This is a genomic window from Pseudomonas sp. IPO3747 (genome assembly GCF_013385245.1).
Taxonomy (GTDB): Bacteria; Pseudomonadota; Gammaproteobacteria; order Pseudomonadales; family Pseudomonadaceae; genus Aquipseudomonas; species Aquipseudomonas edaphica.
In genome coordinates this window covers 45,124-67,936 of sequence record NZ_JACAQL010000014.1, presented here as the reverse complement: position 1 = coordinate 67,936, position 22,813 = coordinate 45,124, and the positions used below count along the sequence as shown (strand labels likewise).

Below are 22,813 nucleotides of genomic sequence, written 5' to 3'. Positions count from 1 at the left end.
TGCCCGCACTTGGATCAGATCGAAAGGTTAGCGGGCGGATTTGCTGAACCCTACGTCGCAATAAAGACATTCTCGTGAACCCTGGCTGCCATTAAACCGTCATCTCCCTGGCACCGTCCTGCCACATTCCCCCGTTACTGTCCTCGCCAATGAGATCGATCTCAAGCGAGTGACAATGACTGATTTGAAAGACGTTGCGCAGTTGGCCGGTGTATCCCGCGCCACTGCCGCCCGCACCTTCGCCTCCCCGGAGCAGGTGCGCGAGGCCACCCGTGAGCAGGTGTTCGCTGCTGCCCGTGAGCTGGGTTTTCGGCCCAACCTGCTCGGCCGCCAGTTGCGCCTGCAAACCACCCATCTGATCGGTGTGGTGGTGCCCAACCTGCTCAACCCGGTGTTTGCCGAACAGTTCCAGGCCATGGAGCGCGCAGCGCGGCTGCGTGGCTACAGCTTGTTGCTTGCGACCACCGACTACAGCTGCGAGCGCGAAAGCGTGGTGGTCGAAGAGCTGCTGCGCCAGCGTGTGGATGGCTTGGTACTGACCGTCACCGACGCCGAGAGCAGCAGCGTGCTGAACAACCTGGCTATGGAGCAAACCCCGTTTGTGCTGGCTTACCACCAGCCGAGCAACCCCGGCTACAGTGCGGTGTCGGTTGATAACCGCGCGGGCATGGCACTGGCCACGCGGTATTTGCTTGAGGCCGGGCACCGACGCATCAGCATGGTCGCCGGGCCTGCCTTGCAATCGGACCGTGCGCGACTGCGCTACGCCGGGTATTGCGATGCGATGAAAGCGTATGGCCTTCAACCGCGCGCCGTGATCGAAATGCCGGCGCACACCCAGGCCGAATTTGCCGCGATCCAGCCGTATCTGCAAGGCCCGGACGCGCCCACGGCGTTGGTGTGCTCTAACGATTTCCTGGCCATCAGCCTGATCGCCGAACTGCGCCGCAATGCCTGGAATGTGCCCGAGCAACTGTCGGTGATGGGCTTTGACGGTATCTCCCTTGGCACCCAGATGCACCCGACCCTGTGCAGCGTGGTGCAGCCCATTGCACTGCTGGCCAGCACGGTGATTGACCAACTGCTGGCGCAAATCGCCGGTAACGCCCCGATTTCCCATTGCTTGCCTTGCCATATCCGGCCGGGCGAAAGCACTCAACCCCATGAGGAGCCCCTCGATGCGCGCATTCAGTAAAACCCTGGCCGCTGTGTTGCTGTGCGGTGTGGCCAGCCTGGCCCAGGCCGCCGAAACCGCGATTTGCTACAACTGCCCGCCGGACTGGGCCGACTGGGGCACGCAGCTCAAGGCCATCGCCGCCAGCACTGGCGTACAGGTGCCGCTGGACAACAAGAACTCCGGCCAGTCGCTGGCGCAACTGGTGGCGGAAAAGGCCGCCCCGGTCGCTGACGTCGTGTACTACGGCGTGACGTTCGGTTTACAAGCGCAAAAAGCCGGGGTGGTGGAGGGTTACAAACCCAAGGGCTGGGAGCAGATTCCCGCAGGCTTGAAAGACCCCGAGGGCCGATGGTTCGCCATCCATTCGGGCACCCTGGGCATCATGGTCAACGTCGACGCGCTCGGCGGTTTGCCGGTGCCGCAGAGCTGGGCCGACCTGCTCAAGCCGCAATACAAAGGCATGGTCGGCTACCTCGACCCCTCCAGCGCATTCGTCGGCTACGTGTCTGCCGTGGCCATCAACCGTGCCTTGGGCGGCGACCTGGATAACTTCGCCCCGGCCATCGATTATTTCCAGAAACTGGCGAAAAACGCGCCCATCGTGCCCAAGCAAACTGCCTATGCACGGGTGCTGTCCGGTGAATTGCCGATCCTGGTGGATTACGACTTCAACGCCTACCGTGCCCGCTATAAGGACAACGCCAATGTTGCCTTTGTGATCCCGCAAGAGGGCAGCATCAGCGTGCCGTATGTGATGAGCCAAGTGGCCAATGCGCCGCATCGCGCCAACGCCGAGAAGGTGCTCGACTTCGTGCTCTCGGACCAGGGCCAGGCGCTTTGGGCCAAGGCGTACCTGCGCCCGGTGCGCCCGGTGAAAATGCCGGCCGAGGTCGCCGCACAGTTCTTGCCCGACAGCGATTACGCCCGCGCAGGTGTCGTGGACTACCAGAAAATGGCCGCGGTGCAGGAAGCCTTCGCCGCCCGCTACCTCAACGAGGTCAAGTAAGTGGCAACTTCGACCCGACACGCGGCCTGGGCGCTGGCCCCGGCTTTTGCGGTGCTGCTCGCCTTTTGGCTGTTGCCGTTGGCGCACCTGGTGGTGTTGGGCGCCGAGAGCCGTGACAGCAACGGCAGCGGCTATTGGCAGGTGCTGAGCAGCGCGCAATACCTGGGCAGCCTTGGGCAAACCCTGATGCTTGCGATGGTGGTGACGCTGGTCGCGCTGTTGATCGGTGGCATCAGCGGTGTGTTTCTGGCACGCCAGCAGTTTTTCGGGCGTTCGGCGTTGGTGGCGCTGCTCACGTTTCCCTTGGCATTTCCTGGCGTGGTGGTGGGCTTCCTGGTGATTCTGTTGGCGGGGCGTCAAGGCTTGTTTGCGGCGCTGGGGATGCACTTGGCCGGTGAGCGCTGGATCTTTGCCTATTCGTTGGCGGGGTTGTTTGTCGGCTACCTGTACTTTTCGATCCCACGGGTGATTCTCACGGTGATGGCTGCGTGCGAAAGCCTCGATCGCAGCCTCGAGGAGGCCGCGCATTCGTTGGGCGCGGGGCATTGGCGCGTGGTGTGTGACGTGATCGTGCCGGGCTTGGCGCCGGCGCTGGCTTCTTGCGGGGCCATCTGCTTTGCCACCTCCATGGGCGCTTTCGGCACGGCCTTCGCCCTGGGTACACGCCTGAATGTCACACCGGTGGCGATCTACAACGTGTTCACCAATTACGCCAACTTTGCCGTGGCAGCCGCGCTGTCGGTGGTGCTCGGCGCGGTAACCTGGGCGGTGCTGTTGCTGACACGACGCCTGGTTAAAAACGCGGGGACTGTCCTGTGAAGCGCTCATCGCTGTTTGTGATTCAACTGCTGTTCACCCTGCTGGTGTGCGCTTTCATGCTGGTGCCGGTGTTGATGTCGTTGTTGGCTGGGTTGACGCGCAATTTCTTTGTCGGCCTGTCCAGCGGCTTGACCTTCGATTGGCTGATCCAGGTGTGGCAGGCCTACTCGCCGACGGTGTGGCTGTCGCTGCAATTGGCGCTGGCCTGCGCGGTGTGCGTCTGTGTGTTGGGTGTGCCCGCAGCGTATGCGTTAGTGCGCATGAACAACCGCTTCAGCCGTGCGTTCGAGGAACTGATGGTTCTGCCGGTAGCGATGCCGGGGCTCGCCAGTGCGTTGGCGTTACTGCTGACCTACGGCCAGTTCGGCACCTTTCGCAGCAGTTGGCTGTTCATTCTTGTCGGTCACGTACTGTTCACGCTGCCGTTTCTGGTACGCCCGGTGATGGCGGTGATGCAACGCCAGCACCTGCCAGTGCTGGAAGAGGCCGCCGCGAGCCTGGGGGCCGGGCCGATCAAGCGTTTTTTCAGTGTGGTGGTACCCAACTGCCGGGCGGGGATTCTGGCGGGCGTACTGATGGTGGTCACCCTGAGCCTGGGTGAGTTCAACCTGACGTGGATGCTTCACACGCCGATGACCAAAACCTTGCCGGTCGGTCTGGCCGACAGCTATGCCTCGGCGCGCCTGGAAATCGCCAGCGCCTACACCCTTATCTTTTTGCTGATGATCGTGCCGCTGCTGATTGCGTTGCAGGCCATCAGTGCTCGTTTGTCCCGTGGAGAGCGTCGATGACTGCTATCACTATCCGCCTGAAGGGCTGTCGCAAGGCGTTCGCCGACGGCACCGTGGCCGTGCATGACTTGAACCTGACCGTCGAAGGCGGTGAAACCCTGGCGATTCTCGGCCCGTCCGGCTGCGGCAAAACCACCACCCTGCGGCTGATCGCCGGGCTGGAACGCCCGGACGTGGGGCAGGTGTTTTTCGGCGACCAGGACGTCACCCGCCTGCCGATCGAGCGCCGCGATGTGGGCATGGTGTTCCAGAATTACGCGCTGTTTCCCAACCTGGATGTGGCCGGGAACATCGTCTATGGCTTGAAGATTCGCGGCCTGTCGCCCGTTGCGCGCAACAAGCGTTGTGAAGAACTGCTGGAACTGGTGGGTTTGCAGAACCACGGCAAACGCAGCATCCACGAATTGTCCGGGGGCCAGCGCCAACGCGTGGCCCTGGCGCGAGCCTTGGCGCCGCGCCCCAAAGTGCTGTTGCTGGACGAGCCGTTGGCAGCCCTGGATGCGCAATTACGCGAGCGTTTGCGCAGTGAGTTGGATGAGCTGTTGCGTGGGTTGGGCATCACCTCGGTATTTGTCACCCACGACCAAGGCGAAGCCATGGCCCTGGGCGATCGCATCCTGGTCATGGAGCAGGGCCGTGTTGCGCAACTGGCCAGCCCGCGGGAGATCTACCAGCAACCGGCCAATGCGTTCGTCGCAGGCTTTGTCGGCAACCTCAATGCCTTTGTGGTGCTTGATCGCACCGCCCACGGCCTGAAAGTCTGCGGCGGCGAGTTGCCGTGGCACAGGGCTGACTCGCCGAGCACCGTCTATTGCCGGCCCGAACACTTGCGGGTGATGGAAGACGAAGGGCACGTGCACGGCCATCTTGTGGCGCAATTCTTCCAGGGTGCACAAAGCCGTCTGCTGGTGGATGTCGGTGGCGCCCAACCGCTGCTGGTGGACAGCAGCGACAACCTATTGCACAGCGTCGGCGCACCGATTGCCCTGGCGATTGCGCCACACAAGTTATTTACCCTCAATGCTTGAGAATTTACTGTGAACCGTCCGTTTGTTGTTGCCCAGATCAGCGACCTGCACCTGAAAGCCGGTAATCGCCTCACCTATGGCGTGGTCGACACGCTGGGCGCACTGCGCCGTGCCGTCGACCATCTGAATGCCAGTGACCCACGGCCCGACATCGTGGTGGTCAGCGGCGACCTGGTGGATTTTGGTCGCGCCGATGAATACGCCGTGCTGCACCCGGAGCTGTCGCGCCTGCACATGCCTTGCTATGTGGTGCCGGGCAACCATGACACGCGTGGGCCGTTGCTGGATGCATTCGGCGATCACCGCTATTTGCCGACGTCGGCGGATGGCCCGCTGGACTGGGTTGTGGATGAGCACCCGTTGCGCTTGATCGGCCTCGATTCGACCATCCCCGGTGGCCATGGCGGGCAGTTGCTGGAAAGCCAGTTGCAGTGGCTGGACGCGCAATTGGCGTTGCGCCCGCATGTACCGACCCTGCTGATCCTGCATCACCCGCCGTTTATCAGCGGCATCGGTCATATGGACCGTGAACCTTTTATCAACGCGGCTGCGCTGGAAAAGGTCGTCTCCCGCCACCCACAAGTGGAGCGTCTGTTGTGCGGCCATTTGCACCGCCCGATGCAGCGGCGTTTTGGCGGCAGCCTGAGTTGTGTCTGCCCCGGCACCTCCCACCAGATCGTGCTCGACCTGCAAGACGCCGCGCCCGCGCATTTCAACCTGGAACCGGCGGGTTACCTGTTGCATCGCTGGGATGAACAGCACGGGTTGATCAGCCACAACGGTGTGTTCGGGGACTACCCGGGGCCCTATCCGTTTTATGACGCCCATGGATTGATTGACTGAGGTTTCACGGAGGTCCACTTCCTTACAACCAGGTAATTGAACGTTAGTTAACGCAGCGACCCACTCACGTTTGGTCGCGTGCATCCTGCTGCCCTTTTTTGCGCCCGGAACTTGGATTCCGCGCCGGAGTTCGCCTTGATGAAAGCCACTTTGAATGTTTTAAGCGTATTGACCGGCGGCTTGGGCATTGCCCTGAGCCCCTTGGCCTCGGCTGACTTTCTGAACGACAGCAAAGCCAACCTGAACATGCGTAACTTCTATTTCAACAACGATAACCGCGACGGCACCGCCGCGCCGTCGAAGACCGAAGAGTGGGGCCAGGCCTTTATTCTCAACTACCAGTCGGGCTTTACCGACGGCACCGTAGGCTTTGGCCTGGATGCTATCGGCATGCTCGGCCTGACCCTCGACAGTGGTGCCGGCCGCCATGTCGGCAGCTCGATGATCCCCAACGATGACGGCAAAGCCGCCGACAGCTGGGCCCGTGGCGGTGCGACCGCCAAGGCGCGTTTCGCCAAGAGCGAGCTGCGCTACGGCTACCTGCGCCCAAACCTGCCGATTCTGGTGAGCAACGATGGCCGTCTGTTGCCACAGTCTTTCGAAGGTGGGCAGATCACCAGTAAAGACATCGACAACCTGACCTTGATTGGCGGCCAACTGCAACACACCACCGGCCGCGGGTCCAGCGACCGCAGTGGCCTGGCAGCGGCAGGCGGCACCCAGGAAAGCAATAAATTCAACTACGCCGGTGCTGACTATCAAGTAAACAAGGACCTGCTGGTGCAGTACTACTACGCCAACCTTGAAGACTATTACCAACAACACTTTGCCGGGCTGATCCATGTGTTGCCGTTGGGTGACTACGGCTCACTGAAAACCGATCTGCGTTATTTCAAGACCACCTCCGACGGCAAAAACAGCAGCGCCGCCGGCCGTGCAGAAGGCTATAAGTTCAGCGGCTATACCAAGAACGGCACGGGGGAGATCGACAACAACACCTGGAGCGCCGCGTTCATCTATTCGCTCGGCCCGCACGCCATTACCGCCGGTTATCAGCAAGTCTCGGACGACAGCAACTTCGCCCAACTCAACCAGGGCGGGCTGGTGAATAAAGGGGAGGGCGGCTCCAGCCTGTACCTCTACACCGATCGTACCGTGCAAACGTTTATCCAGGCCGGTGAACGCACGGCCTTTGCCCAATACGCCTACGACTTCGTCGCGCTCGGCGTGCCCGGCCTGAAAGCGTCGGTGATGTACTTGAAGGGCGACCACATCCTCACCGCCAGCGGCAACAACGCCAGCGAATGGGAACGGGATATCTCCCTGGACTACGTGGTGCAAAGCGGCCCGTTCAAGAACGTCGGGTTCGGCTGGCGCAATGGCGTGTCGCGCAGCGAAGTCGCGCGGGACCAGGACCAGAACCGGGTATTTGTGAATTACTCGATTCCGTTGATGTAAGGCTCAAGGTCCGGTGACGCCCGGCACAAGCGATTTCGCGTGGGTTGCTGTGCCATTGGTTATCTGATGAAAGCCGCAGCGCAGATAAAACGCTGCGGCTTCTGGTGTATCGGTGGTCAGGTGCACCTGTTGAAAATGTGCCGCTGCGTGTTCCAATAACCGTTCCACCAGCGCCTTGCCAACGTTGTGTCTGCGCATTGAGGGGGCAACGTACACTCGGCGTAACCGGCCGGTGTCTGGATTGGAGTACGGATCACGTGAAACACCTCCGATCGCAATCAACAGGTCGTGACGAAACACGCCCAATAGGCACTCACCAGGTTTGTCAAACCGCAGGGTGCCGTTTTCCCATTCGCTGACAAGCCGGGTCAAAAATCTGACCGCATTGGATGATTCTATCGTTTGGCCGGCTGACACTCTATCTGTGGCGAGGGAGCTTGCTCCCGCTGGGGCGCGCAGCGGCCCCGATTTAATGTGTAGCGGGCGCCCAGGGACTCACTACAGAGTGTGGCTTCGGGACTGCTGCGCAGCCCAGCGGGAGCAAGCTCCCTCGCCACGTGTGCGCCAATCAACCACAAACGTTCAAGATTGCGCACCACCCCGCTCAGTAGACTCGCCCGACTTCTTCTACTGCAGGTTCGCCATGGACATTTTCCTTTACGCGTTCAGCGTCATGTACAGCCCCGGTCCGGTCAATTTGATGGGCCTCAATGCCGGGCTTACGGGCAAATTGCGTCGCTCCAGCGGTTTCTACATCGGCGTGGGGTGCGCGATGCTGCTGATGTTCGTGCTGTTTGGCTACACCGGCGAAGCGATCATTTCCCAGGCGGCATTGCCGTATATTTCTTTGATTGGCGGCGTGTACACGCTGTACCTCGCCTACCAGGTGTTCACCGCACGTACCGAGGTGGATGACGCCCCAAGCACGCCTGCCAAGACCTTGACCTTCTGGAATGGCCTGGTGATCCAGTTGCTCAACCCCAAGGGCATCGTCGCGGTGTTGCCAATCACCAGCGTGATGTTGCCGGCGGCGCATATTACCGGGGCCTCGATCTTTGGCGTATCGGCCTTGCTGGGGCTGGGGGCGGTCGGCGCGCCGTGGGTTTACGCATTGTTGGGCGCACTGTTGGGGCGGCGGATCAACGGGGCGGCGGCGTTTACCTGGTTCAACCGCTGCATGGGGCTGGCGTTGGCCGGGTGTGCGTATTTCATGTTTCACGCGTTCTACCTGCACGTTATTGCGCCTTGAACCCGGTGGCGCGCAGTTTCAGGCCACAGGGCGCTTGAGCTCAATGGCATCAAGGCTTTTCCAGCGGTACAGCATCACCGAGATCGCGCAGTTGGCGACAAAGATCCCGTTGATGTTGTACCCGACAGCTTGTTGCGCACTTGGCTATTGGAGTCGCTGAAAACCTGGGCAAGACGGTGGATCATCAGGTAAACCCTATGTGCAATGGTGCGACCGCGCGCAAGCTTGCGCAGCCCATGTGGGACACTTGATGGATATCGCCGACGTCGATGATGAAGTCTGTGCGGCTTTTTTGTGTTAAGTGTTGGAGAGGACGATGACGAGCATGAACGAACAATCCGCCGAGGCAGTGATCGCGTTCTGGAAGCAGGCAGGGCCAAAACGCTGGTTCGCCAAGGACGACGCGTTTGACGCAGCCTTTCGCGAGACCTTTCACGCCACGCATATGCAAGCCGCCCGGCGTGAGTTGGAAAGCTGGCTGGATTCGGCGCAGGGTGCGCTGGCCTTGCTGATTTTGCTGGATCAATACCCGCGCAATGCGTTTCGCGGCACGGCACATATGTTTGCCACCGACCCGCTGGCGCGTTTGTATGCGCGGCGGGCGGTGGACGCCGGGTTGGATCAACAGATCGAGCCCGAACTGCGCGCCTTCTGTTATCTGCCGTTTGAACATTCCGAAGACCCGGCGGACCAGCAGCGTTCGCTGGCGCTGAACCAGTATTTGGATGCCAGCACCTACCATTGGGCCAAGGAACACGCGGATATCATTGAACGGTTTGGGCGGTTTCCCCATCGCAACGCGGTATTGGCCAGGGCAACCACCCAACCCGAGCATGAGTTTCTCAAGGCCGGTGGTTTCGCCGGCTAGGCCGTGATCGTTCCCATTGCGTGGGAGCGATCATGGGCCTCCTAGACCTCGGTGGGTGCCAAGGCTGCCTTGGCGCCCACCGGACGAAAGCGCCGCGACCCCTTGAGGTCGACCGCCCAGCGCAAGGCTTCGGTGGCCGACGGGCGCTGGCCATGGCTGATTGCGCTGTCATCCTGAGTGAGTGTGCCGAGGTAACCCTGGGCACCGCCGCGCTCGCTCCAGTAATGGGTGTGGCTCAGCCAGGAGCGGGCGAGCCAGCCTTTCCAGGTGCCTACGGTGACGGGTAAATCCAGCACGCCTGCACCCATCACCGGCTTGACCGGGCCGCCGACGATATCGCCAAACAAGCCGTAGGGCGCGGGAAAGTAGAGGTTGGTCCAGCGCGTCACGGCAAACGCCGCAGCATGGTGCAGGTACTGCGGGGTAAACGGTTTTTGCCCAAGCATCACTGGCTTGCGTGCGTTATAGCCATAGCCCTTGGTGTCTTCGGTCGGTGGGCAGGCCGGCGCTTCGCGGCGTTCAATGCGTTTTTTGAAGTCACTCACACTGCGGCCCAACAACAGGCTGGCGTGGGCCATCGGGCTGCCGACGGTGACCAGGTCGCTGATGCGCCACGGATTGCCCAGGCCGCGTTGCTCGATAAATGCCTGGGCCTGCTGCTCGCGGAACCTCAAGGTGCTGCCCAGGCTGCCATCGAGGGCGGCGCCGGCGTTGGGCAATGCTTCATTAATCACCGGTTGCAACGTGGCATTGGCGGCATAACGGCTGGCCAGCTCGCGGTTGCTGGGGATCACCTGGGTCAATTGGTCGTGGTGTTCATGCCACAGGTAACCGACGATGTCGTAAGCAATCACGCTGCCCAGGCTGTGGCCGACGACGATGATACGGTCGTAGTCGCCCTGGTTGTGCAGGGCGCGCAGCAACGCCACCCCGTCTGCGCGGATCTGTTCGCGAATCACCACGTTCTGCGGGTTGGGACTCAAGTAGCGCGCCGCATCGCCGAGGTAAGACAGCGCTGAATAGCGCAACCCTAGCCCGATGGCGCCAAGCAGCAGTGGCAACAGTGCGAACGGATTGTCACTGGGCTCGAACCCGCCCCAGGCCGTGGCTAGAGTGCCACTGGCAATCAGCAGCAGGAGCACCATCAGCGTCCAGCGCGTGGTGCGCCAGATCGGCACGATGGCCTCGGGAATGTCACGGCGCGGGCGTTTGAAAATATCCCATAGCCAGCCCAGCAGGTGACCGACCTTGGTGCCCTGCATTTTGTGGGCCCAGTAGTATTCATAGAAGTCCGTGGAGGTGCGACCTGACGACTTCAGTACGCGCAGGTCGAAATTGCGCGAAAGCCGGTCTGGCTTGCTCCAGTAAAACGGTGTGCCATCGGGCGGGGCGGCAGGGATCATCGCTTCGACGAAGCCGCGTAGCGTGTCCATTGGGCGCTGTTCGCCGATGCCGTGGATAACCACAACTGCTTGTTTCATAAGCTTATCTTCCTTGAAAGCTATGGGGGTAATGCGACGAATACCGGGGCGGTTTTGCTTCGTAGCCAAGAGCTATGATATTGCCATCAATGCGACTGATTCCGCCAGGAATGCACTCGGTGCGCCAGACACTTTTTACGCCAGCCCTGTTAATTCTGACAGTAGACGGAGTATTGGATTCGGCGTGTAGTGCTGTGAGTCCGCCCAGGTGAGGGCGGGTACCTACCTGTTACTGAGGTAGGTGCTCTTAGGCCCCAGGAGTGTCGATCATGTCCGATTCAAGCCAAGCCCCGCGTGAAGTCTGCTGCACCGTTGTATCTGAGCAGTGCCATGAAGATCACAAGGCCTGCCTCGATCATGGGGAGGTGGCGCACGTGCATATTCATGTTCATGTACACCATAAATGCTGTTCGACGGGGGCGGTGTCCGTACCCGTACCCGTGCCGGTGGCCGAAAAAAAATTGCCAGTTATCAGGCTTGGTTTTACCAATATTGCAATTGGCAGTCCGAATTATTCTAAAGTGATGCCGCAGGTCAAGTTGCCAGCCAACTATGGTGCAGAGGGCACGTATAATAAAATTCAATCTGTCATTACGTTTGATGCGATGGCCGATATTGTATCGGCCACCGTAACCGCTGCCGAACTCAAGGCTAAATATGACGTGCTGTCGGTAGGGCTGCATGTGAGTACGTTTACCGTGGCACAAGCTGCCAAGTTGAAAGCCTATGCCGATTTGGGCGGTGTCTTGCTGCTGACCTGTGATAACAGTACTGCGGCTGGCATGACAAATGTTCTGCAGGTATTTGGGCATACCGGCTCCTTTGTTGTCACTCCATCATTTACTTATAGCGGAGTGTCCTCCGTATCAGAAAGCTTTAGCAGCTATTTTGGCAACTCTGAGGCGGTTCCGCTTAAGGGCGGTGGGCTGTTGGCAATAACGGCTGCGCAACTCCCTGTCGACAGTAGAGTGATAGCCACTTACGGAACTAATGTGCTGTTCTGGGTAGTGGGTGGGACAAAGGGCCGGGTGGTCGCCTTTAGTGATATAGACCTGGCGGTGATTGATGTCGATGGCGCTACGATCGATAACGGGCAAGAGAGATTTGTAAATAATATGATGGCTTATGTTTTTGATCAGGTGCTGGTGAGCGCGGAATAAGCGCATATGCGGTCGGCAGTAACGTTCCGGTAAGTTTGCTAAGTTTATAGGAGTTTTGAATATGTCTGATTCAAGCCAGTCCCCGCGTGAAATCAGTGGTGTCGTAGTTTCTGAGACGTGCCGTGAAGATCACAAGAACTGCCTCAGTGGTGAAGAGGTGCATATACACGTGCATGTTCATGTGCACCGTCATTGTTGTTCGGCGGCGACTGCGGCCGTGACCAAGCCAGTAAAGTTGCAGGTTATAAAGTTTGGTTTTACGGGTGTCGCCATTGGTAATTCAAGTTACCCCAATTTGATGGCGCAGGTTAAAGAACCCGCAAACTACGGACCCAACGGGACTTATAATAAAATCCAGTCTGTAGACGCCATTGATGCCACGGCAGATATTGTTGCTCCCTCTATAACGGCTGCTGAATTGAAGGCTAAATATGATGTGCTGTCTGTCGGGTTGCATGGCAGTAATTTTACCGTGGTACAAGCCGATAGACTGAAAGAGTATGCAGCGCTGGGCGGCGTCTTGCTGTTAGCCTGCGACTGTGGTAGCGCCGTAGGCATGTTGAATGTTTTACAGCGATTTGGGCATACCGGTACTCTTGTTGGCGCGACTGTCGCGGGGGTTTACAGCGGATTATCTTCCGCGACGGAAAATTTAAGCAGCTATTTCGGCAACTCTTTAGGCGTGACAATGAAGGGGAATGCAACACTCTCAGTGGCTGCAACACAACTTCCGCCGGGGAGCAAGGTGTTGGCGACATTGGGTGCTTATGTGCTTTTTTGGTTGGTAGGCGGCACGATGGGCCGAGTGATCGCATTCAGTGATATTGAACTTACCACCACTGAGGTTTCAGGCACCACGGTAGACAATGGGCAAGAGAAGTTCTTGAATAACATGATGGGCTACGCATTTGATCAAGTATTGGCGAGCGCTGGATAAAAGTATGCATTCCCACCAGGAATGCCCCTATAAAAACAGCGCATTGTCTTTCTGGGCGCCGATCTCGTAGCGTGGTCTCTCACCCAAGGAGAGCTTTTATGCCTTCACCATCGTTGCGCCTTTACGTGGATGCCCAATACACCAGCCCCTACGCCATGTCGGTATTCGTCACCCTGCTGGAAAAGGGCATGACCTTCGAAACCGTCACCCTTGACCTGGACACGGCGCAAAACCAGGCAGCGGAATTTGTCCAACTGTCCCTGACTCAGCGTGTGCCCACGTTGGTGGAAGGCAACTTCGCCTTGTCGGAGTCCTCTGCAATCAGCGAATACCTGGATGAGGCTTTCCACCAGACCACGGTATACCCGACGGACTTAAAACAGCGGGCGAGGGCGCGGCAGGTTCAGGCGTGGTTGCGCAGCGACTTGCAGGCTATTCGCCAGGAACGTTCGACGCTGGTGGTGTTCTATGGGCAGAAGATGCCGCCGTTGTCGCCTGCGGGTGAGGCGGCCGCGCACAAGTTGATTCAGGCGGCACAGGCGTTATTGGCAGGCAACCCGCTGTACCTGTTCGGTGCGTGGTCGATAGTCGATGTGGACCTGGCGGTGATGCTCAACCGTTTGATCCTCAACGGTGACAACGTGCCCGCCGAGTTGGTGGCCTATGCACAACACCAATGGCAGCGGCCTTCCGTGCAGGCCTGGGTCAACCTGCACCGCCCGGCGCTCTAGGGGTTACAGCCATTCCTGGGCCACACGCCGGCCCAGGTCTTCCCAATCGGCCATGCCCAACACCCGCGTGGTGTTCAAGCCGCGCAGGTAACCGAGCAGTTGCTGGGCGCTGGCGTAACGCAGGTCGGCGTCTACGGTGTCGTCCTGCAGCACGTTTTCATATTCAACCAGGTAATCGGCGACCCGCTCGCGAAACTCCGGCAATACGGCTTCGCGGATGCGGTCGAAGGTTTTCTGGTGGGGCTTCATGGCGTGGTCCTTATAGGTTTTATGGAGTTAGGCTGCCTGACACTATCGGTTCAAATGATAGTCACCATCAAGGATCACACGTTCTGTTTTTGCGCCAAAAGCGGACAATCACGCCATCGACACGCTGTTCAAGGAAATGCGCGATGAGGACTGTAATCCAGCTGGGCCTGATGATACTGATGCTCGGCACCACGGTGCTGGCCAACCCGGCGATTGCCGATGATCTGCGTACAAGCCATTTGCTGCCTCTCGTCGGTAGCGTAGACTCCCTGCGGCACGCGCAATCGGTGGGGGTGTTGTACAGCGAAAACACCCGCGACAACCTCAGCTACCTTGAACGCTACCACGCCATGGCCATGAACGGCGCCAAGGATGCCCTCGACGGGCGCATCCGTGAAGCGTTCGTCAACAGCTCCGACCCGGAACTGGCCATCGATTGGTTAATGAGTTCGTTGCAGGGCACTTTTCTTACAGTAACGGTCTATAGCAGCCTCGATGAATTGGTGCAGGCGCACCCGGATGTGGTGGTGGTGCTCGATACCCACAACCAGCTGCTGACCCAGCGTAACGATCAGGTTGAGGCGCGCTTTGTTGCACGGTTCTATGACGCGAACCTGCAATACATCGCCAAGGCTGAAGGCTCGGTGCACAAACAGGTGCCGTCTGTGTGGGTGCATGACAAGGCGGTGCCGGAAATTGCCACACAGATTGAACAGCAGCGTGATGTACAGCTTGATGCGTTGAAGCAGTTCGATGTGTCGCTCAAGGCGTTGGTAAGCGCCAGTTGATGTGAACTTTTCTTTTTATACTCAGGATTTTATATGCGCGCTTTTTTCGTTCCGGCCCTGGCTGCGGCTCCTTTGTTGCTGACCGGTTGTATCACCGCTCCCAACGCTCCGAGCTTGACCCTGCAAACCAATAAGACCCCTGAAGGCTATGTGCAGTGCGTGTTGCCCAAGCTTGAAAAACACGGCATTACCTCGACGGTGACCCAGAACTCGCGTCACGCCAAAGTGGTGTTGACCAGCAAGATTGCCGCCGATGATGTACTGGAAGCCTACAAGTCCCAGGACGGCACCAAGGTGTTCCTGTATGAGCGCAAGCCACTGGCGTCGGCGATCAAGCCATCGCGGCTTGAGTTGGCGGCACAGGATTGCAAGTAATCCGAGCCTTCACACCGTTCAAGCCAGCTCCCACATTTGGATTTATGGTGGGCCTAGGGTTTGGCTTCGTTGCTGAAGTTGTGCACCGTGTTGACCAGCCCCTTGGCCGCCAACGCCACCAACTCACCGCCTTTTTCCACCGTCGCCAGCGCGGGATCAGAGCCCATGCGCCCGTCGGGGAAGCGTGCGCGAAAGTCCAGCGCTTCGCGGATCGGCCCGGTGTTGGCGATTTGTGGCGAATACTCAGCCGACTTGATCGACTCTGGGTACGCCCACTGCGTCACCGCAATCTCCGACGGCGTGGCGTGGCTGCCGTGGCCCACCGGGAATTGGCGGTGAGCCAGTTCGTTGACGCCTTCCAGGTCCCACCAGTTCACCAGCTTGAGTGCAAACCCGGCCGGGCGGCGGGCGTAGCTGGCTTCGGCGTACAGCTCGGAAAAGGCCGCCTCGATGGTGGCGATATTGCCGCCGTGACCATTCAAGAACAGGATTTTCTCGAAACCATGCCCGGCCAATGAACGCACCCAATCGCCAATGGCAGCGATAAAGGTGGAAGGGCGCAGGGAAATGGTCCCGGGAAAACCCAGGTGGTGCTGGGCCATACCGATATTGAAGGTCGGGCCGATCAGGATGTCGGCGTTTTTCTGCGCCTCGTGGGCGATGATTTCCGGGCACATCCAGTCGGTGCCCAATAGGCCGGTGGGGCCATGCTGCTCGTTGGAGCCAATGGGAACAACCACCGTGCGGCTGCGTTCCAGAAACTGCCCGATTTCGATCCAGGTGGAGGTGTGTAGAAGCATGCGACGCTCTCTTTTATCTGTGGGGACAGGCTAACCACCACGGATTGTACGACTACTCGCCACCTGTTGGGGTTTGCAGTTGAGATACGTCGACGACTTCAGCCAGCGCTGGTCCGGGTACCAGGAGAACATGAACTGCCCATCCTTGAGTTTGTCTACCACCTGGCGCGCTACTTGCGGGCGCACGGCCGGGCAACCCTGGCTGCGGCCGATTCGGCCTTCGCGCTTGCTCCACGCCGGGTTGACGTAGTCGGCTGCATGAATCACCAGTGCGCGGTCGCGGGCCTGGTCATTGAAGCCCGGCTCCAGGCCGTCCATGCGCAACGAGTAGCCGTGGGTGCCCAAGTAACTCTCCTGGGTGCGGAACAAACCCAGGCTGGATTGGTGGCTGCCTTCCCGATTGGAGAATTGCGTGGCAAAGTTTTCCCCGGATTTGGCACCATGGGCCACCAGGTCGCGCAGTACCAGGGACCTCTTGCGTAGGTCGAAGATCCACAGCCGACGGGCGGTAGAGGGCTGGGAGTAGTCAATGACGGCCAGGCGATCCGAGCGTTCCTCGCCGTTGTTGACCGCGCATTGCACCGCGCTCAGGGCGCTTTTCAGTACAGTGGGATTGAGTTCTGGAGCCGAGCGCGCCAGGCTGCTATACAAAGTAGGAGGGTTGGCAGTGGCGGCGAGCGTAACATTGCTCAGCGTAGCCAGGGTCATGGCGATCAAGCCGGCGCGGCATATTAAAGTCAGCATCTACAGTACATCCCCCCCGCTGTGGATTGGAGTTAAGTCAATTGTTCAAAAAACACGCATGTTACTTGAGCATTTGCCTGCTCGTTGCACCACTGGTCGCGACAGCTGATGAGCTGCCGGTGGACGCTGTGCCGGTGGTTTCGACCAGCCCGGTGCAGTTGGCCCTTTCTGAACTGCCCAGCGTTTGCCCCAACCTTGCCGCGCAGATAGACGCAACGACCCAAGCGCGCTTGCAGGCGTTCTACCAGCAACAGGGCAATGTGACGCTGTGGTCCGATGAGCGCCGCCACACTCTGCAATCTCAGTTGCTGATGCTGGCCGACGATGGCCTGGACCCCACCCACTATAGCCTGCCTACCGTGGATGCCACGGGTAACGTGCTGTGCAGCGATATCGGCAGCAGCCGGCAATACCTGCAAGCCCTGCAGGATTTGCATTACGGGCGCCTGCAACAGTCGCGTTTCGAGCCGCTGTGGCATTCCCAGCCACCCACCCTCGACCCCAATACCCAAGTGCTGGCTTTTGCCACCACCGGCCTGCAAGACATGGCGCAAGCCTTTGATCAGGCGCGCCCCAGTGCCGACCTGTACCGCAGCTTGCGCAATACCTACGCCACTGTGCGCCTGCAGCCGTTGCCCCATTGGGACCCGGTCGCCACCGGGCCGCTGCTCAAGCCAGGCATGGAGGACCCGCGCGTGCCCGACCTGGCGCGGCGCTTATATAGCGGTGGTTATCTCGCCAAGGCGCCGACGGGCAACAGCCGGCAGTACCGTGACGAGTTGGTCAAGGCGGTCAAGGCCTTCCAGCTCAGCCACTCGTTGCAGGCCGACGGTGTGATAGGCACGGGTACTGTGGCCGAACTCAATATCAGCCCGGCGATGCGCCGCGATCAGTTGCGCATCAACCTCGAACGTTTTCGTTGGCTGGCTCAGGACCTGGAACCCGAAGGTGTCGTGGTTAACGTCGCGGCTGCGCAATTGAGTGTTTACCAGAGCGGCATCCCGGTGTGGCAAACCCGCCTGCAAGTGGGGCGTGCCGAACGCCAGACGCCGCTGCTCAAGTCGCGCATTACCCGGCTTACCCTCAACCCCACGTGGACCATCCCGCCGACGATCATGCGTGAGGACAAACTCCCGGCCATCCGCCTCAACCCCGAATACCTGCGCCAGCAAAACCTGCAAGTGCTCGACGCCCAGGGCCGCCCATTGACGGCCGACCAGGTGGATTGGTCGCACCCCGGCAACATTCTGCTGCGCCAGGAGGCCGGCCCGCGCAACCCGCTGGGCCGCATCGTGATGCGCTTCCCTAACCCCTATTCCGTTTACTTGCACGACACGCCGAGCCAGCCGCTGTTTACCAAAGGCCCACGGGCATTCAGTTCGGGCTGCGTGCGGGTTGAGCAGCCGATGATGCTGCGCGACCTGCTGGTAACCCCGGCCGAACGCACGCGCACCGAAGAATTGCTGGCCACCGGCACAACCCATGAATTCAGGCTGGCCACGCCGGTGCCGGTGCTGTTGGGTTACTGGACAGTGGAAGTCGATCGCCAAGGCGGGTTGGTGTACTCGCCGGATATTTATGCGCGTGACCCGGTGTTGGTGAAGGCGATGGGAGCGGTGCTCTGAAGCTCGATGTGGCTAGCTGGTTTGTTGTGGCAGGCGGGGCTGTTGTGGCGAGCAGGCTTGCCCTGCGTTGGGCTGCGTAGCAGCCCCAAAACCAGACGCTTATGTGTCTCTGAGAAAACGCGGTGACTGTACTAGGGCCGCTTCGCAGCCCAACGCAGGGCAAGCCTGCTCGCCACGGTAAGCCCGCTCGCCAGAGGGGTGATGTGTGCCAGGATCACTTCGACGGCCTCGGCGGCTGTCACACTTGCAGTGTCGACAGTCAGTGGCGTCTCAGCCCACGCCTCATATTTATGTACTGAAACGGACTGCCAGGAGGGCGGCACCAACCCGGCAATATCGCCCGTGCGGCCCTCCACCCGGCGCTGATGTTCCAGCAGGTCAGAGCAAACCACCTCAATATCTAGCATCTCGACGCCCGCTGTCGCCGCCACGGCCTGCCACGCCTCCCGGCTTTCCTTCAGCGGGTTCACACAGTCGGCAATCACCGTCTGCCCCATTCTCAAATTACTCAATGCCAGCGCATTCGCCACGCCATAACCGCTGGCGCCCACATCACCGGTCAGTACGTTTGCATCCCGAAGCGCCTGCTCAATCACATCAATACGCAGGTAAACCGCGTTTATCCGACGTGCCAGTTCGCTGGCAATCGTGGTCTTGCCGGTGCCGGGCAGGCCGCTGAATACAATAAGCATGGTCAATCCTTTGAATAGGGCGCCCGGCCAGTCTAGCCGCGCTTACTTCAAATAGCAGGCGCTGATCCAATCGGCCGGGTGGGCCGCCAGTTGTGTGGCCACGGGCAAGTAGCGTTTATCCAGTTGCGCCGCCAGCCAGAACAGCGTCGCGCTGCTTTTGGCATCCCAGGTGCCGCTGTAACCGGCTTCGCCTACTGTGGCACGGTCTTTGTCGAACTGAACGTGGGTGTGCACGAACTCCTGGTGGCTGCGTTGCCCAGTGGCGTAAGGCACCAGCCAGTCGAGGGCGGCGCCCAGCGACGCACCATTGCTTTTGAGGTTCAGCCAGTCGCCGCCGCAGGCCTTGGCCGCCAGTGCGGCCTGCACCAGCGGTTCAAGGTCGTAGACCACGTAATGCAGGGCGTCGCGGTCCTGGAAGTCGGTGACCGAGCCGTCAGGCAGGATGTTATCGGCCACTTGCTGTTTAAACAGTTGATGAGCGTGCTCAAGCATGGCCTGGTCGTTGAGTGCGGCGGCGGCGAGGGTCACCAACTTGATGCGGTGGCTCTGCCAGTTATTGGTCTGGGTGCCTTTTTTCTGGCCGTGGAATTGTTCGATATGCGCGATGTAGCCATTGCCCAGCTTGCTGATAAAACGGCGGCTGGCGGCGCGGGTTTCCAGGCGCAGGTGGTCGGCGGTAAGCGCATAGGCCGTGATCAGCATATCGAGATTGGTTTCGTCGATGGGGTTGAAATCCGGCTGGTAGACATCGGCCCAGGCGGCGAGGTAGTCGTCGACTTGCCTGAGGTAACGCGGGTCACCGCTGATGCGCCAGGCCAGCGCCGCCTGGCGCATCAGCGGCCAGTCCTGTTCGGCAACCAGGCTTTGCTCGCGAATGCCATGGTTCGGCAGGGTGCCTTCGGTGTGCACCTGCGGCAACGGCGCAGGCTGGTCGGCCAAATGCCGTTGGGCGGCGGCCAGCAGCGCGTGGGCTGCCGGGTTTGCCGACGCAGGCTGGCAAAGGCTTGCAGCCATCGTCACCGCGGGCAACGCGGCCAGCAGCAAGGTGAAGGCAAGGGTGGTTTTGTTCATGGACGGTTCTGTTGGATAAGGATGTGCCAACGCTAGCACGCGGCTGAAACGGCTTGGATGAAACTCCCGTATGCTTGCAGGCTGATCTCGACCGAGGACCGCCCATGACCTTGCCCTTTGTGAAGATGCATGCCCATGGCGACGATTTCATCATCATCGACCGCCGTGGCCTGGACGACCCGATCACTGCGCAGGTCGCCCGGCGGCTGGGCAACCGCCACACCGGTATCGGCTTCAACCAACTGGCGGTGGTGCTCGACTGCGAAGACGCCCTGGCCTGCATCAAGTTCTGGAACCCCAACGGTACGCCGCTGCAAACCTGCGGCAGCGCCACCCGTGGCGTGGCTGACCGCTTGATGCATGAGACCGGTCGCGACACCATCGTATTGCGCACGGATCGAGGCTTGCTGACGTGCGTGCGGGCCGCCGGCCAGCAAGTGTCGGTGGACATGGGCGTGCCCTCGCTGGACTGGTCTGGCGTACCACTGGCTGACGCGCTGGACACCCGCACCTTGCCCATCGATGGCGCGCCTGCCGCCTGCAGCATGGGTAACACGCATTGCACGTATTTTATCGACGACATCAGCACCATCGACGTGGCGGCCGTGGGCCCGGCGCTGGAAACCCATCCGCTGTTCCCGGCCAACACCAATGTGCATTTTGTGCAGGTGCTGGACCGCAGCCATATCCGCCTGCGTATCTGGGAGCGCGGCGGGGGTGTGCCGCTGGGTTCCGGCTCCTGCTGCTGTGGCGCGGTGGTCAATGGGATTCGGCGCGGGTTGCTGGACGCCACGGTTCAGGTGCAATGCGACGGTGGCACGGTCACTGTGCAGTGGGACGGGCAGGGCGGTGTGGTGTTGACCGGCCGTGTCGAGCCGATCATGCAGGGCACGGCGTACCTGCTTTAAAGCGTTACGGTAAAGGTCGTGCCCTCGTTGACGCAGGAACTCACCGCCACGTCTCCACCGTGCGCCCTGGCCAGTTCACGCACGATATACAGGCCCAACCCCACGCTACGCACCTCGCTGCCCTGGTCGGTGCCTCGGGTCATGGGCTCGAACAGCCCGGCCAGCAGCGTTTGCGGGATCGCGGCACCGTGGTTATGCACGGCCACTTGGCAGCCACCTTCGCCCAAGCGTGAGGTGATGGTAATTGGCATCAACAAGTCGCCATAGGCCACGCTGTTGGCCACCAGGTTACCAATAATCTGCTGCACCCGGTCGGCATCCAGGCACGCTTGGCCCATACCTTCGGGCTGGTGCTTTAATGTGGCCTTGGGGAAGGCCACGCGCAGTTCATCCACGGCGTGCTGGATCACGCCGTGCAGGTCCAGGGGTGTGGTCTTGATGCTGATCCCGTGGCCGACCCGGGCCTGGGTGAAATCCAGCAGGTCGGCAATCATTCGCTGGGCGCGCTCGGAGGACTGGCCGATATGGCCCAGCAACTGGTGCTCCCTGGGCGTGCGCTCGCTGCGCGCAAGCATGTCCGAGGCCATGCGGATGGCGGTCAGTGGGTTTTTCAAGTCATGGCTGACGATCGCCACCATCTGCTCGGCAAACAACGCGCGGCGTTGGGCGATGGCATAGGCTTCGCTCAGTTCCGCCTGGGCCTGATGCAGCGCCAATTCGGTGCTGGTGCGTTCCTGCAACAAGGCTTCGGCAAGCTTGCGCGCATTGAGCAGCTCGCGCTCGTACTTGTCGCGGTCGGTGGTGCCGAACAGCGCCAGGTCGTGTACCAATGCGCCAGCCTGTTCGCGGGCGCTGGCGTTGAGCAGTACGGTCACTTTGTGGCCGTCGTGGTGCACCAAGTCGAGTTTGACTTCGCTGACGCTGCCACGCATGCGCAGCATCGGCGCCAGGTGGGTCTGGTGGAATATTCGCCCGCCCATGGTCAGCAAATCCTGAAACCGCCGCCCGCACAGCTCGGCACTGCGCAGCCCCAGCCATTGGCCGAGCAGCGTGTTGGCGCGCAGGATCGTGCCGTCTTCAGCCGTCACCGCCAGGGCACAGGCGGCGCTGTCGAACAGATCAGCCGACATCAGCCATGGCCCATGGCGCCAGGAAGTTGTCCATCGCCCTCGTGCAGGCCTCGGGCGCGCTCATATGCGGGCAATGGCCGACATTATCGACCAGGCAATAGGTGCTGTTGGGCAGCACGCTGTGCAGGTATTCGCCCACCGCCACGGGTGCAATCAGGTCGTCACGTGATTGCAGGATCAGCACGGGCGTGGTCAGGCCGATCACGTCCTTACGGTTGTCCGACATAAAGGTCACCCGCGCAAATTGCTTGGCGATGTCCGGTTCGGTACGGCAGAAACTGTCGCTCAGCTCGGCACTCAACGCCGGTTGCTCGGGGGCGCCCATGATCACGGGGGCCATGGTGCTGGACCAGCCCAGGTAGTTGCTGTCGAGCGTGTCAAGCAGGTCATCGATATCGCTGCGCTTGAAGCCGCCGACGTAGCCCACGTCGTCGATATAGCGTGGCGACGGGCCGATCATCACATGGGCGGCGATACGGCCTGGTGCCAGGCGGTCGGCGAGGGTGGCGATCATCGCGCTGACCGAATGGCTGACCAGGATCACCGGGCCGCTGGCGAAAGCGTCGATAATCTCGTTTAAATCGCGGGCATAACCGCCCAGCGCGGCATATTTGGTCTTGTCGAATGCGCTGAGGTCCGACAGGCCAGCCCCCACCAAGTCATACATCACGACGCGAAAACGCTCGGTAAAGTGCGGCGTCATATAATTCCACATGGCCTGGTTGCAGCCGAAACCGTGGGAGAACACCAAGGTCGCCGTGCCGTTGCCCATCACACTGACGTTGTTGCGGTGCTTTAGGTTCATGGGGTTCTCAGCTATGGCGCATTGCTATATGTGTGGGCAGTTTAGATAGTCGCGGGCGTGGGGTCACGCGTTATACGT

At 60.4% G+C, this 22,813-nt stretch carries 24 protein-coding genes and 1 pseudogene; 16 read left to right on the top strand and 9 right to left on the bottom strand.

Translation table 11 applies throughout. The features are described from left to right. Positions 1-175 precede the first annotated feature (175 nt). From HX790_RS18740 to HX790_RS18710, 7 genes are all read left to right on the top strand, one after another. Positions 176-1,195, top strand: coding sequence for a LacI family DNA-binding transcriptional regulator (locus tag HX790_RS18740; RefSeq protein WP_176991911.1), 1,020 nt, complete (start codon positions 176-178; stop codon positions 1,193-1,195). After that, positions 1,179-2,183: an ABC transporter substrate-binding protein gene (locus HX790_RS18735; protein ID WP_169987749.1), complete on the top strand. Its 1,005-nt coding sequence runs from the start codon at positions 1,179-1,181 to the stop codon at positions 2,181-2,183. The genes HX790_RS18740 and HX790_RS18735 overlap by 17 nt, the downstream gene beginning before the upstream one ends. Next, the gene (locus tag HX790_RS18730) at positions 2,184-3,002 is read left to right on the top strand and encodes an ABC transporter permease (protein ID WP_176991910.1); all 819 of its coding nucleotides are present in this window, start codon (positions 2,184-2,186) and stop codon (positions 3,000-3,002) included. Then, positions 2,999-3,793: an ABC transporter permease gene (locus HX790_RS18725; RefSeq protein WP_017136861.1), complete on the top strand. Its 795-nt coding sequence runs from the start codon at positions 2,999-3,001 to the stop codon at positions 3,791-3,793. Before HX790_RS18730 ends, HX790_RS18725 begins: the two co-directional genes overlap by 4 nt. Continuing rightward, positions 3,790-4,821 (top strand): ABC transporter ATP-binding protein, encoded by a 1,032-nt coding sequence (locus HX790_RS18720; RefSeq protein WP_176991909.1) that lies wholly within the window; start codon positions 3,790-3,792, stop codon positions 4,819-4,821. The genes HX790_RS18725 and HX790_RS18720 overlap by 4 nt, the downstream gene beginning before the upstream one ends. A 9-nt stretch (positions 4,822-4,830) precedes the next feature. Further along, a complete protein-coding gene (locus HX790_RS18715; RefSeq protein ID WP_099547799.1) occupies positions 4,831-5,664 on the top strand; it encodes a phosphodiesterase in 834 nt (277 codons plus the stop codon). A gap of 138 nt (positions 5,665-5,802) precedes the next feature. Further along, positions 5,803-7,122 carry an OprD family porin gene (locus HX790_RS18710; RefSeq protein ID WP_017136858.1) on the top strand — a complete coding sequence of 440 codons (1,320 nt, stop codon included), beginning with the start codon at positions 5,803-5,805 and terminating at the stop codon, positions 7,120-7,122. Between the two features lie 3 nt (positions 7,123-7,125). Here the strand turns inward: HX790_RS18710 and HX790_RS18705 are convergent. Next, a pseudogene (locus HX790_RS18705) lies at positions 7,126-7,500 on the bottom strand (GNAT family N-acetyltransferase); the annotation flags it as partial. A 265-nt stretch (positions 7,501-7,765) separates the two neighbouring features. Between HX790_RS18705 and HX790_RS18700 the strand changes: the two are divergent. Continuing rightward, on the top strand, positions 7,766-8,371 hold the full coding sequence (locus HX790_RS18700; protein ID WP_099547802.1) for a LysE family translocator: 606 nt from the start codon (positions 7,766-7,768) through the stop codon (positions 8,369-8,371). Between the two features lie 325 nt (positions 8,372-8,696). Continuing rightward, positions 8,697-9,239: a DUF924 family protein gene (locus HX790_RS18695; RefSeq protein ID WP_026013690.1), complete on the top strand. Its 543-nt coding sequence runs from the start codon at positions 8,697-8,699 to the stop codon at positions 9,237-9,239. A 41-nt stretch (positions 9,240-9,280) separates the two neighbouring features. Here the strand turns inward: HX790_RS18695 and HX790_RS18690 are convergent, their stop codons facing one another. Then, positions 9,281-10,720 (bottom strand): lipase family protein, encoded by a 1,440-nt coding sequence (locus HX790_RS18690; RefSeq protein ID WP_138452697.1) that lies wholly within the window; start codon positions 10,718-10,720, stop codon positions 9,281-9,283. A 269-nt stretch (positions 10,721-10,989) separates the two neighbouring features. Between HX790_RS18690 and HX790_RS18685 the strand changes: the two genes are divergently transcribed. From HX790_RS18685 to yfcF, 3 genes are all read left to right on the top strand, one after another. Further along, on the top strand, positions 10,990-11,880 hold the full coding sequence (locus HX790_RS18685) for a hypothetical protein (protein ID WP_256349285.1): 891 nt from the start codon (positions 10,990-10,992) through the stop codon (positions 11,878-11,880). Positions 11,881-11,941: 61 nt separating this feature from the next. Further along, positions 11,942-12,817, top strand: a complete 876-nt coding sequence (locus HX790_RS18680; protein WP_256349286.1) for a hypothetical protein — start codon at positions 11,942-11,944, stop codon at positions 12,815-12,817. Positions 12,818-12,915: 98 nt separating this feature from the next. Then, on the top strand, positions 12,916-13,548 hold the full coding sequence (gene yfcF / locus HX790_RS18675; RefSeq protein WP_176991908.1) for a glutathione transferase: 633 nt from the start codon (positions 12,916-12,918) through the stop codon (positions 13,546-13,548). Positions 13,549-13,551: 3 nt separating this feature from the next. Here yfcF and HX790_RS18670 read toward each other — a convergent pair whose 3' ends face one another. Beyond that, entirely contained in the window at positions 13,552-13,797 is a 246-nt protein-coding gene (locus HX790_RS18670; protein ID WP_176991907.1) for a hypothetical protein, read from the bottom strand. 143 nt (positions 13,798-13,940) lie between these two features. Between HX790_RS18670 and HX790_RS18665 the strand changes: the two genes are divergently transcribed. Continuing rightward, positions 13,941-14,585 carry an ATPase gene (locus HX790_RS18665; RefSeq protein WP_176991906.1) on the top strand — a complete coding sequence of 215 codons (645 nt, stop codon included), beginning with the start codon at positions 13,941-13,943 and terminating at the stop codon, positions 14,583-14,585. Positions 14,586-14,618: 33 nt separating this feature from the next. After that, positions 14,619-14,960: a hypothetical protein gene (locus HX790_RS18660; RefSeq protein WP_017136847.1), complete on the top strand. Its 342-nt coding sequence runs from the start codon at positions 14,619-14,621 to the stop codon at positions 14,958-14,960. Positions 14,961-15,013: 53 nt separating this feature from the next. On the opposite strand, the gene HX790_RS18655 is transcribed toward HX790_RS18660, so the two are convergent. Then, entirely contained in the window at positions 15,014-15,760 is a 747-nt protein-coding gene (locus HX790_RS18655; protein WP_176991905.1) for a creatininase family protein, read from the bottom strand. A 30-nt stretch (positions 15,761-15,790) separates the two neighbouring features. Next, a complete protein-coding gene (locus tag HX790_RS18650; protein ID WP_017136845.1) occupies positions 15,791-16,504 on the bottom strand; it encodes a murein L,D-transpeptidase catalytic domain family protein in 714 nt (237 codons plus the stop codon). A 41-nt stretch (positions 16,505-16,545) separates the two neighbouring features. Between HX790_RS18650 and HX790_RS18645 the strand changes: the two genes are divergently transcribed. Continuing rightward, entirely contained in the window at positions 16,546-18,129 is a 1,584-nt protein-coding gene (locus HX790_RS18645) for a murein L,D-transpeptidase (protein WP_176991904.1), read from the top strand. A 131-nt stretch (positions 18,130-18,260) separates the two neighbouring features. Here HX790_RS18645 and HX790_RS18640 read toward each other — a convergent pair whose 3' ends face one another. Then, positions 18,261-18,821, bottom strand: coding sequence for an AAA family ATPase (locus HX790_RS18640; protein ID WP_176991903.1), 561 nt, complete (start codon positions 18,819-18,821; stop codon positions 18,261-18,263). Between the two features lie 42 nt (positions 18,822-18,863). After that, positions 18,864-19,892 carry an alginate lyase family protein gene (locus tag HX790_RS18635; RefSeq protein ID WP_176991902.1) on the bottom strand — a complete coding sequence of 343 codons (1,029 nt, stop codon included), beginning with the start codon at positions 19,890-19,892 and terminating at the stop codon, positions 18,864-18,866. A gap of 104 nt (positions 19,893-19,996) precedes the next feature. Here HX790_RS18635 and dapF point away from each other — a divergent pair, with 104 nt between their 5' ends. Continuing rightward, positions 19,997-20,800, top strand: a complete 804-nt coding sequence (gene dapF, locus HX790_RS18630; protein ID WP_176991901.1) for a diaminopimelate epimerase — start codon at positions 19,997-19,999, stop codon at positions 20,798-20,800. On the opposite strand, the gene HX790_RS18625 is transcribed toward dapF, so the two are convergent. Together HX790_RS18625 and HX790_RS18620 are read right to left on the bottom strand one after the other, a co-directional pair. Then, positions 20,797-21,930 (bottom strand): PAS domain-containing sensor histidine kinase, encoded by a 1,134-nt coding sequence (locus tag HX790_RS18625; protein WP_017136840.1) that lies wholly within the window; start codon positions 21,928-21,930, stop codon positions 20,797-20,799. The genes dapF and HX790_RS18625 overlap by 4 nt on opposite strands. Then, complete coding sequence (locus tag HX790_RS18620; RefSeq protein ID WP_017136839.1) at positions 21,920-22,735, bottom strand: alpha/beta fold hydrolase; 816 nt, start codon at positions 22,733-22,735, stop codon at positions 21,920-21,922. The genes HX790_RS18625 and HX790_RS18620 overlap by 11 nt, the downstream gene beginning before the upstream one ends. Positions 22,736-22,813: the final 78 nt, after the last annotated feature.

What these genes read in the sequence shown, in the direction of transcription:
- HX790_RS18740 (WP_176991911.1), top strand. Translation starts at nt 176, where the DNA reads ATGACTGATTTGAAAGACGTTGCGCAGTTGGCCGGTGTATCCCGCGCC.
- HX790_RS18735 (WP_169987749.1), top strand. Translation starts at nt 1,179, where the DNA reads ATGCGCGCATTCAGTAAAACCCTGGCCGCTGTGTTGCTGTGCGGTGTG.
- HX790_RS18720 (WP_176991909.1), top strand. Translation starts at nt 3,790, where the DNA reads ATGACTGCTATCACTATCCGCCTGAAGGGCTGTCGCAAGGCGTTCGCC.
- HX790_RS18710 (WP_017136858.1), top strand. Translation starts at nt 5,803, where the DNA reads ATGAAAGCCACTTTGAATGTTTTAAGCGTATTGACCGGCGGCTTGGGC.
- HX790_RS18700 (WP_099547802.1), top strand. Translation starts at nt 7,766, where the DNA reads ATGGACATTTTCCTTTACGCGTTCAGCGTCATGTACAGCCCCGGTCCG.
- HX790_RS18695 (WP_026013690.1), top strand. Translation starts at nt 8,697, where the DNA reads ATGAACGAACAATCCGCCGAGGCAGTGATCGCGTTCTGGAAGCAGGCA.
- HX790_RS18690 (WP_138452697.1), bottom strand. Translation starts at nt 10,720, where the DNA reads ATGAAACAAGCAGTTGTGGTTATCCACGGCATCGGCGAACAGCGCCCA.
- HX790_RS18685 (WP_256349285.1), top strand. Translation starts at nt 10,990, where the DNA reads ATGTCCGATTCAAGCCAAGCCCCGCGTGAAGTCTGCTGCACCGTTGTA.
- HX790_RS18680 (WP_256349286.1), top strand. Translation starts at nt 11,942, where the DNA reads ATGTCTGATTCAAGCCAGTCCCCGCGTGAAATCAGTGGTGTCGTAGTT.
- yfcF (WP_176991908.1), top strand. Translation starts at nt 12,916, where the DNA reads ATGCCTTCACCATCGTTGCGCCTTTACGTGGATGCCCAATACACCAGC.
- HX790_RS18670 (WP_176991907.1), bottom strand. Translation starts at nt 13,797, where the DNA reads ATGAAGCCCCACCAGAAAACCTTCGACCGCATCCGCGAAGCCGTATTG.
- HX790_RS18665 (WP_176991906.1), top strand. Translation starts at nt 13,941, where the DNA reads ATGAGGACTGTAATCCAGCTGGGCCTGATGATACTGATGCTCGGCACC.
- HX790_RS18660 (WP_017136847.1), top strand. Translation starts at nt 14,619, where the DNA reads ATGCGCGCTTTTTTCGTTCCGGCCCTGGCTGCGGCTCCTTTGTTGCTG.
- HX790_RS18655 (WP_176991905.1), bottom strand. Translation starts at nt 15,760, where the DNA reads ATGCTTCTACACACCTCCACCTGGATCGAAATCGGGCAGTTTCTGGAA.
- HX790_RS18650 (WP_017136845.1), bottom strand. Translation starts at nt 16,504, where the DNA reads ATGCTGACTTTAATATGCCGCGCCGGCTTGATCGCCATGACCCTGGCT.
- HX790_RS18640 (WP_176991903.1), bottom strand. Translation starts at nt 18,821, where the DNA reads ATGCTTATTGTATTCAGCGGCCTGCCCGGCACCGGCAAGACCACGATT.
- HX790_RS18635 (WP_176991902.1), bottom strand. Translation starts at nt 19,892, where the DNA reads ATGAACAAAACCACCCTTGCCTTCACCTTGCTGCTGGCCGCGTTGCCC.
- dapF (WP_176991901.1), top strand. Translation starts at nt 19,997, where the DNA reads ATGACCTTGCCCTTTGTGAAGATGCATGCCCATGGCGACGATTTCATC.
- HX790_RS18625 (WP_017136840.1), bottom strand. Translation starts at nt 21,930, where the DNA reads ATGTCGGCTGATCTGTTCGACAGCGCCGCCTGTGCCCTGGCGGTGACG.
- HX790_RS18620 (WP_017136839.1), bottom strand. Translation starts at nt 22,735, where the DNA reads ATGAACCTAAAGCACCGCAACAACGTCAGTGTGATGGGCAACGGCACG.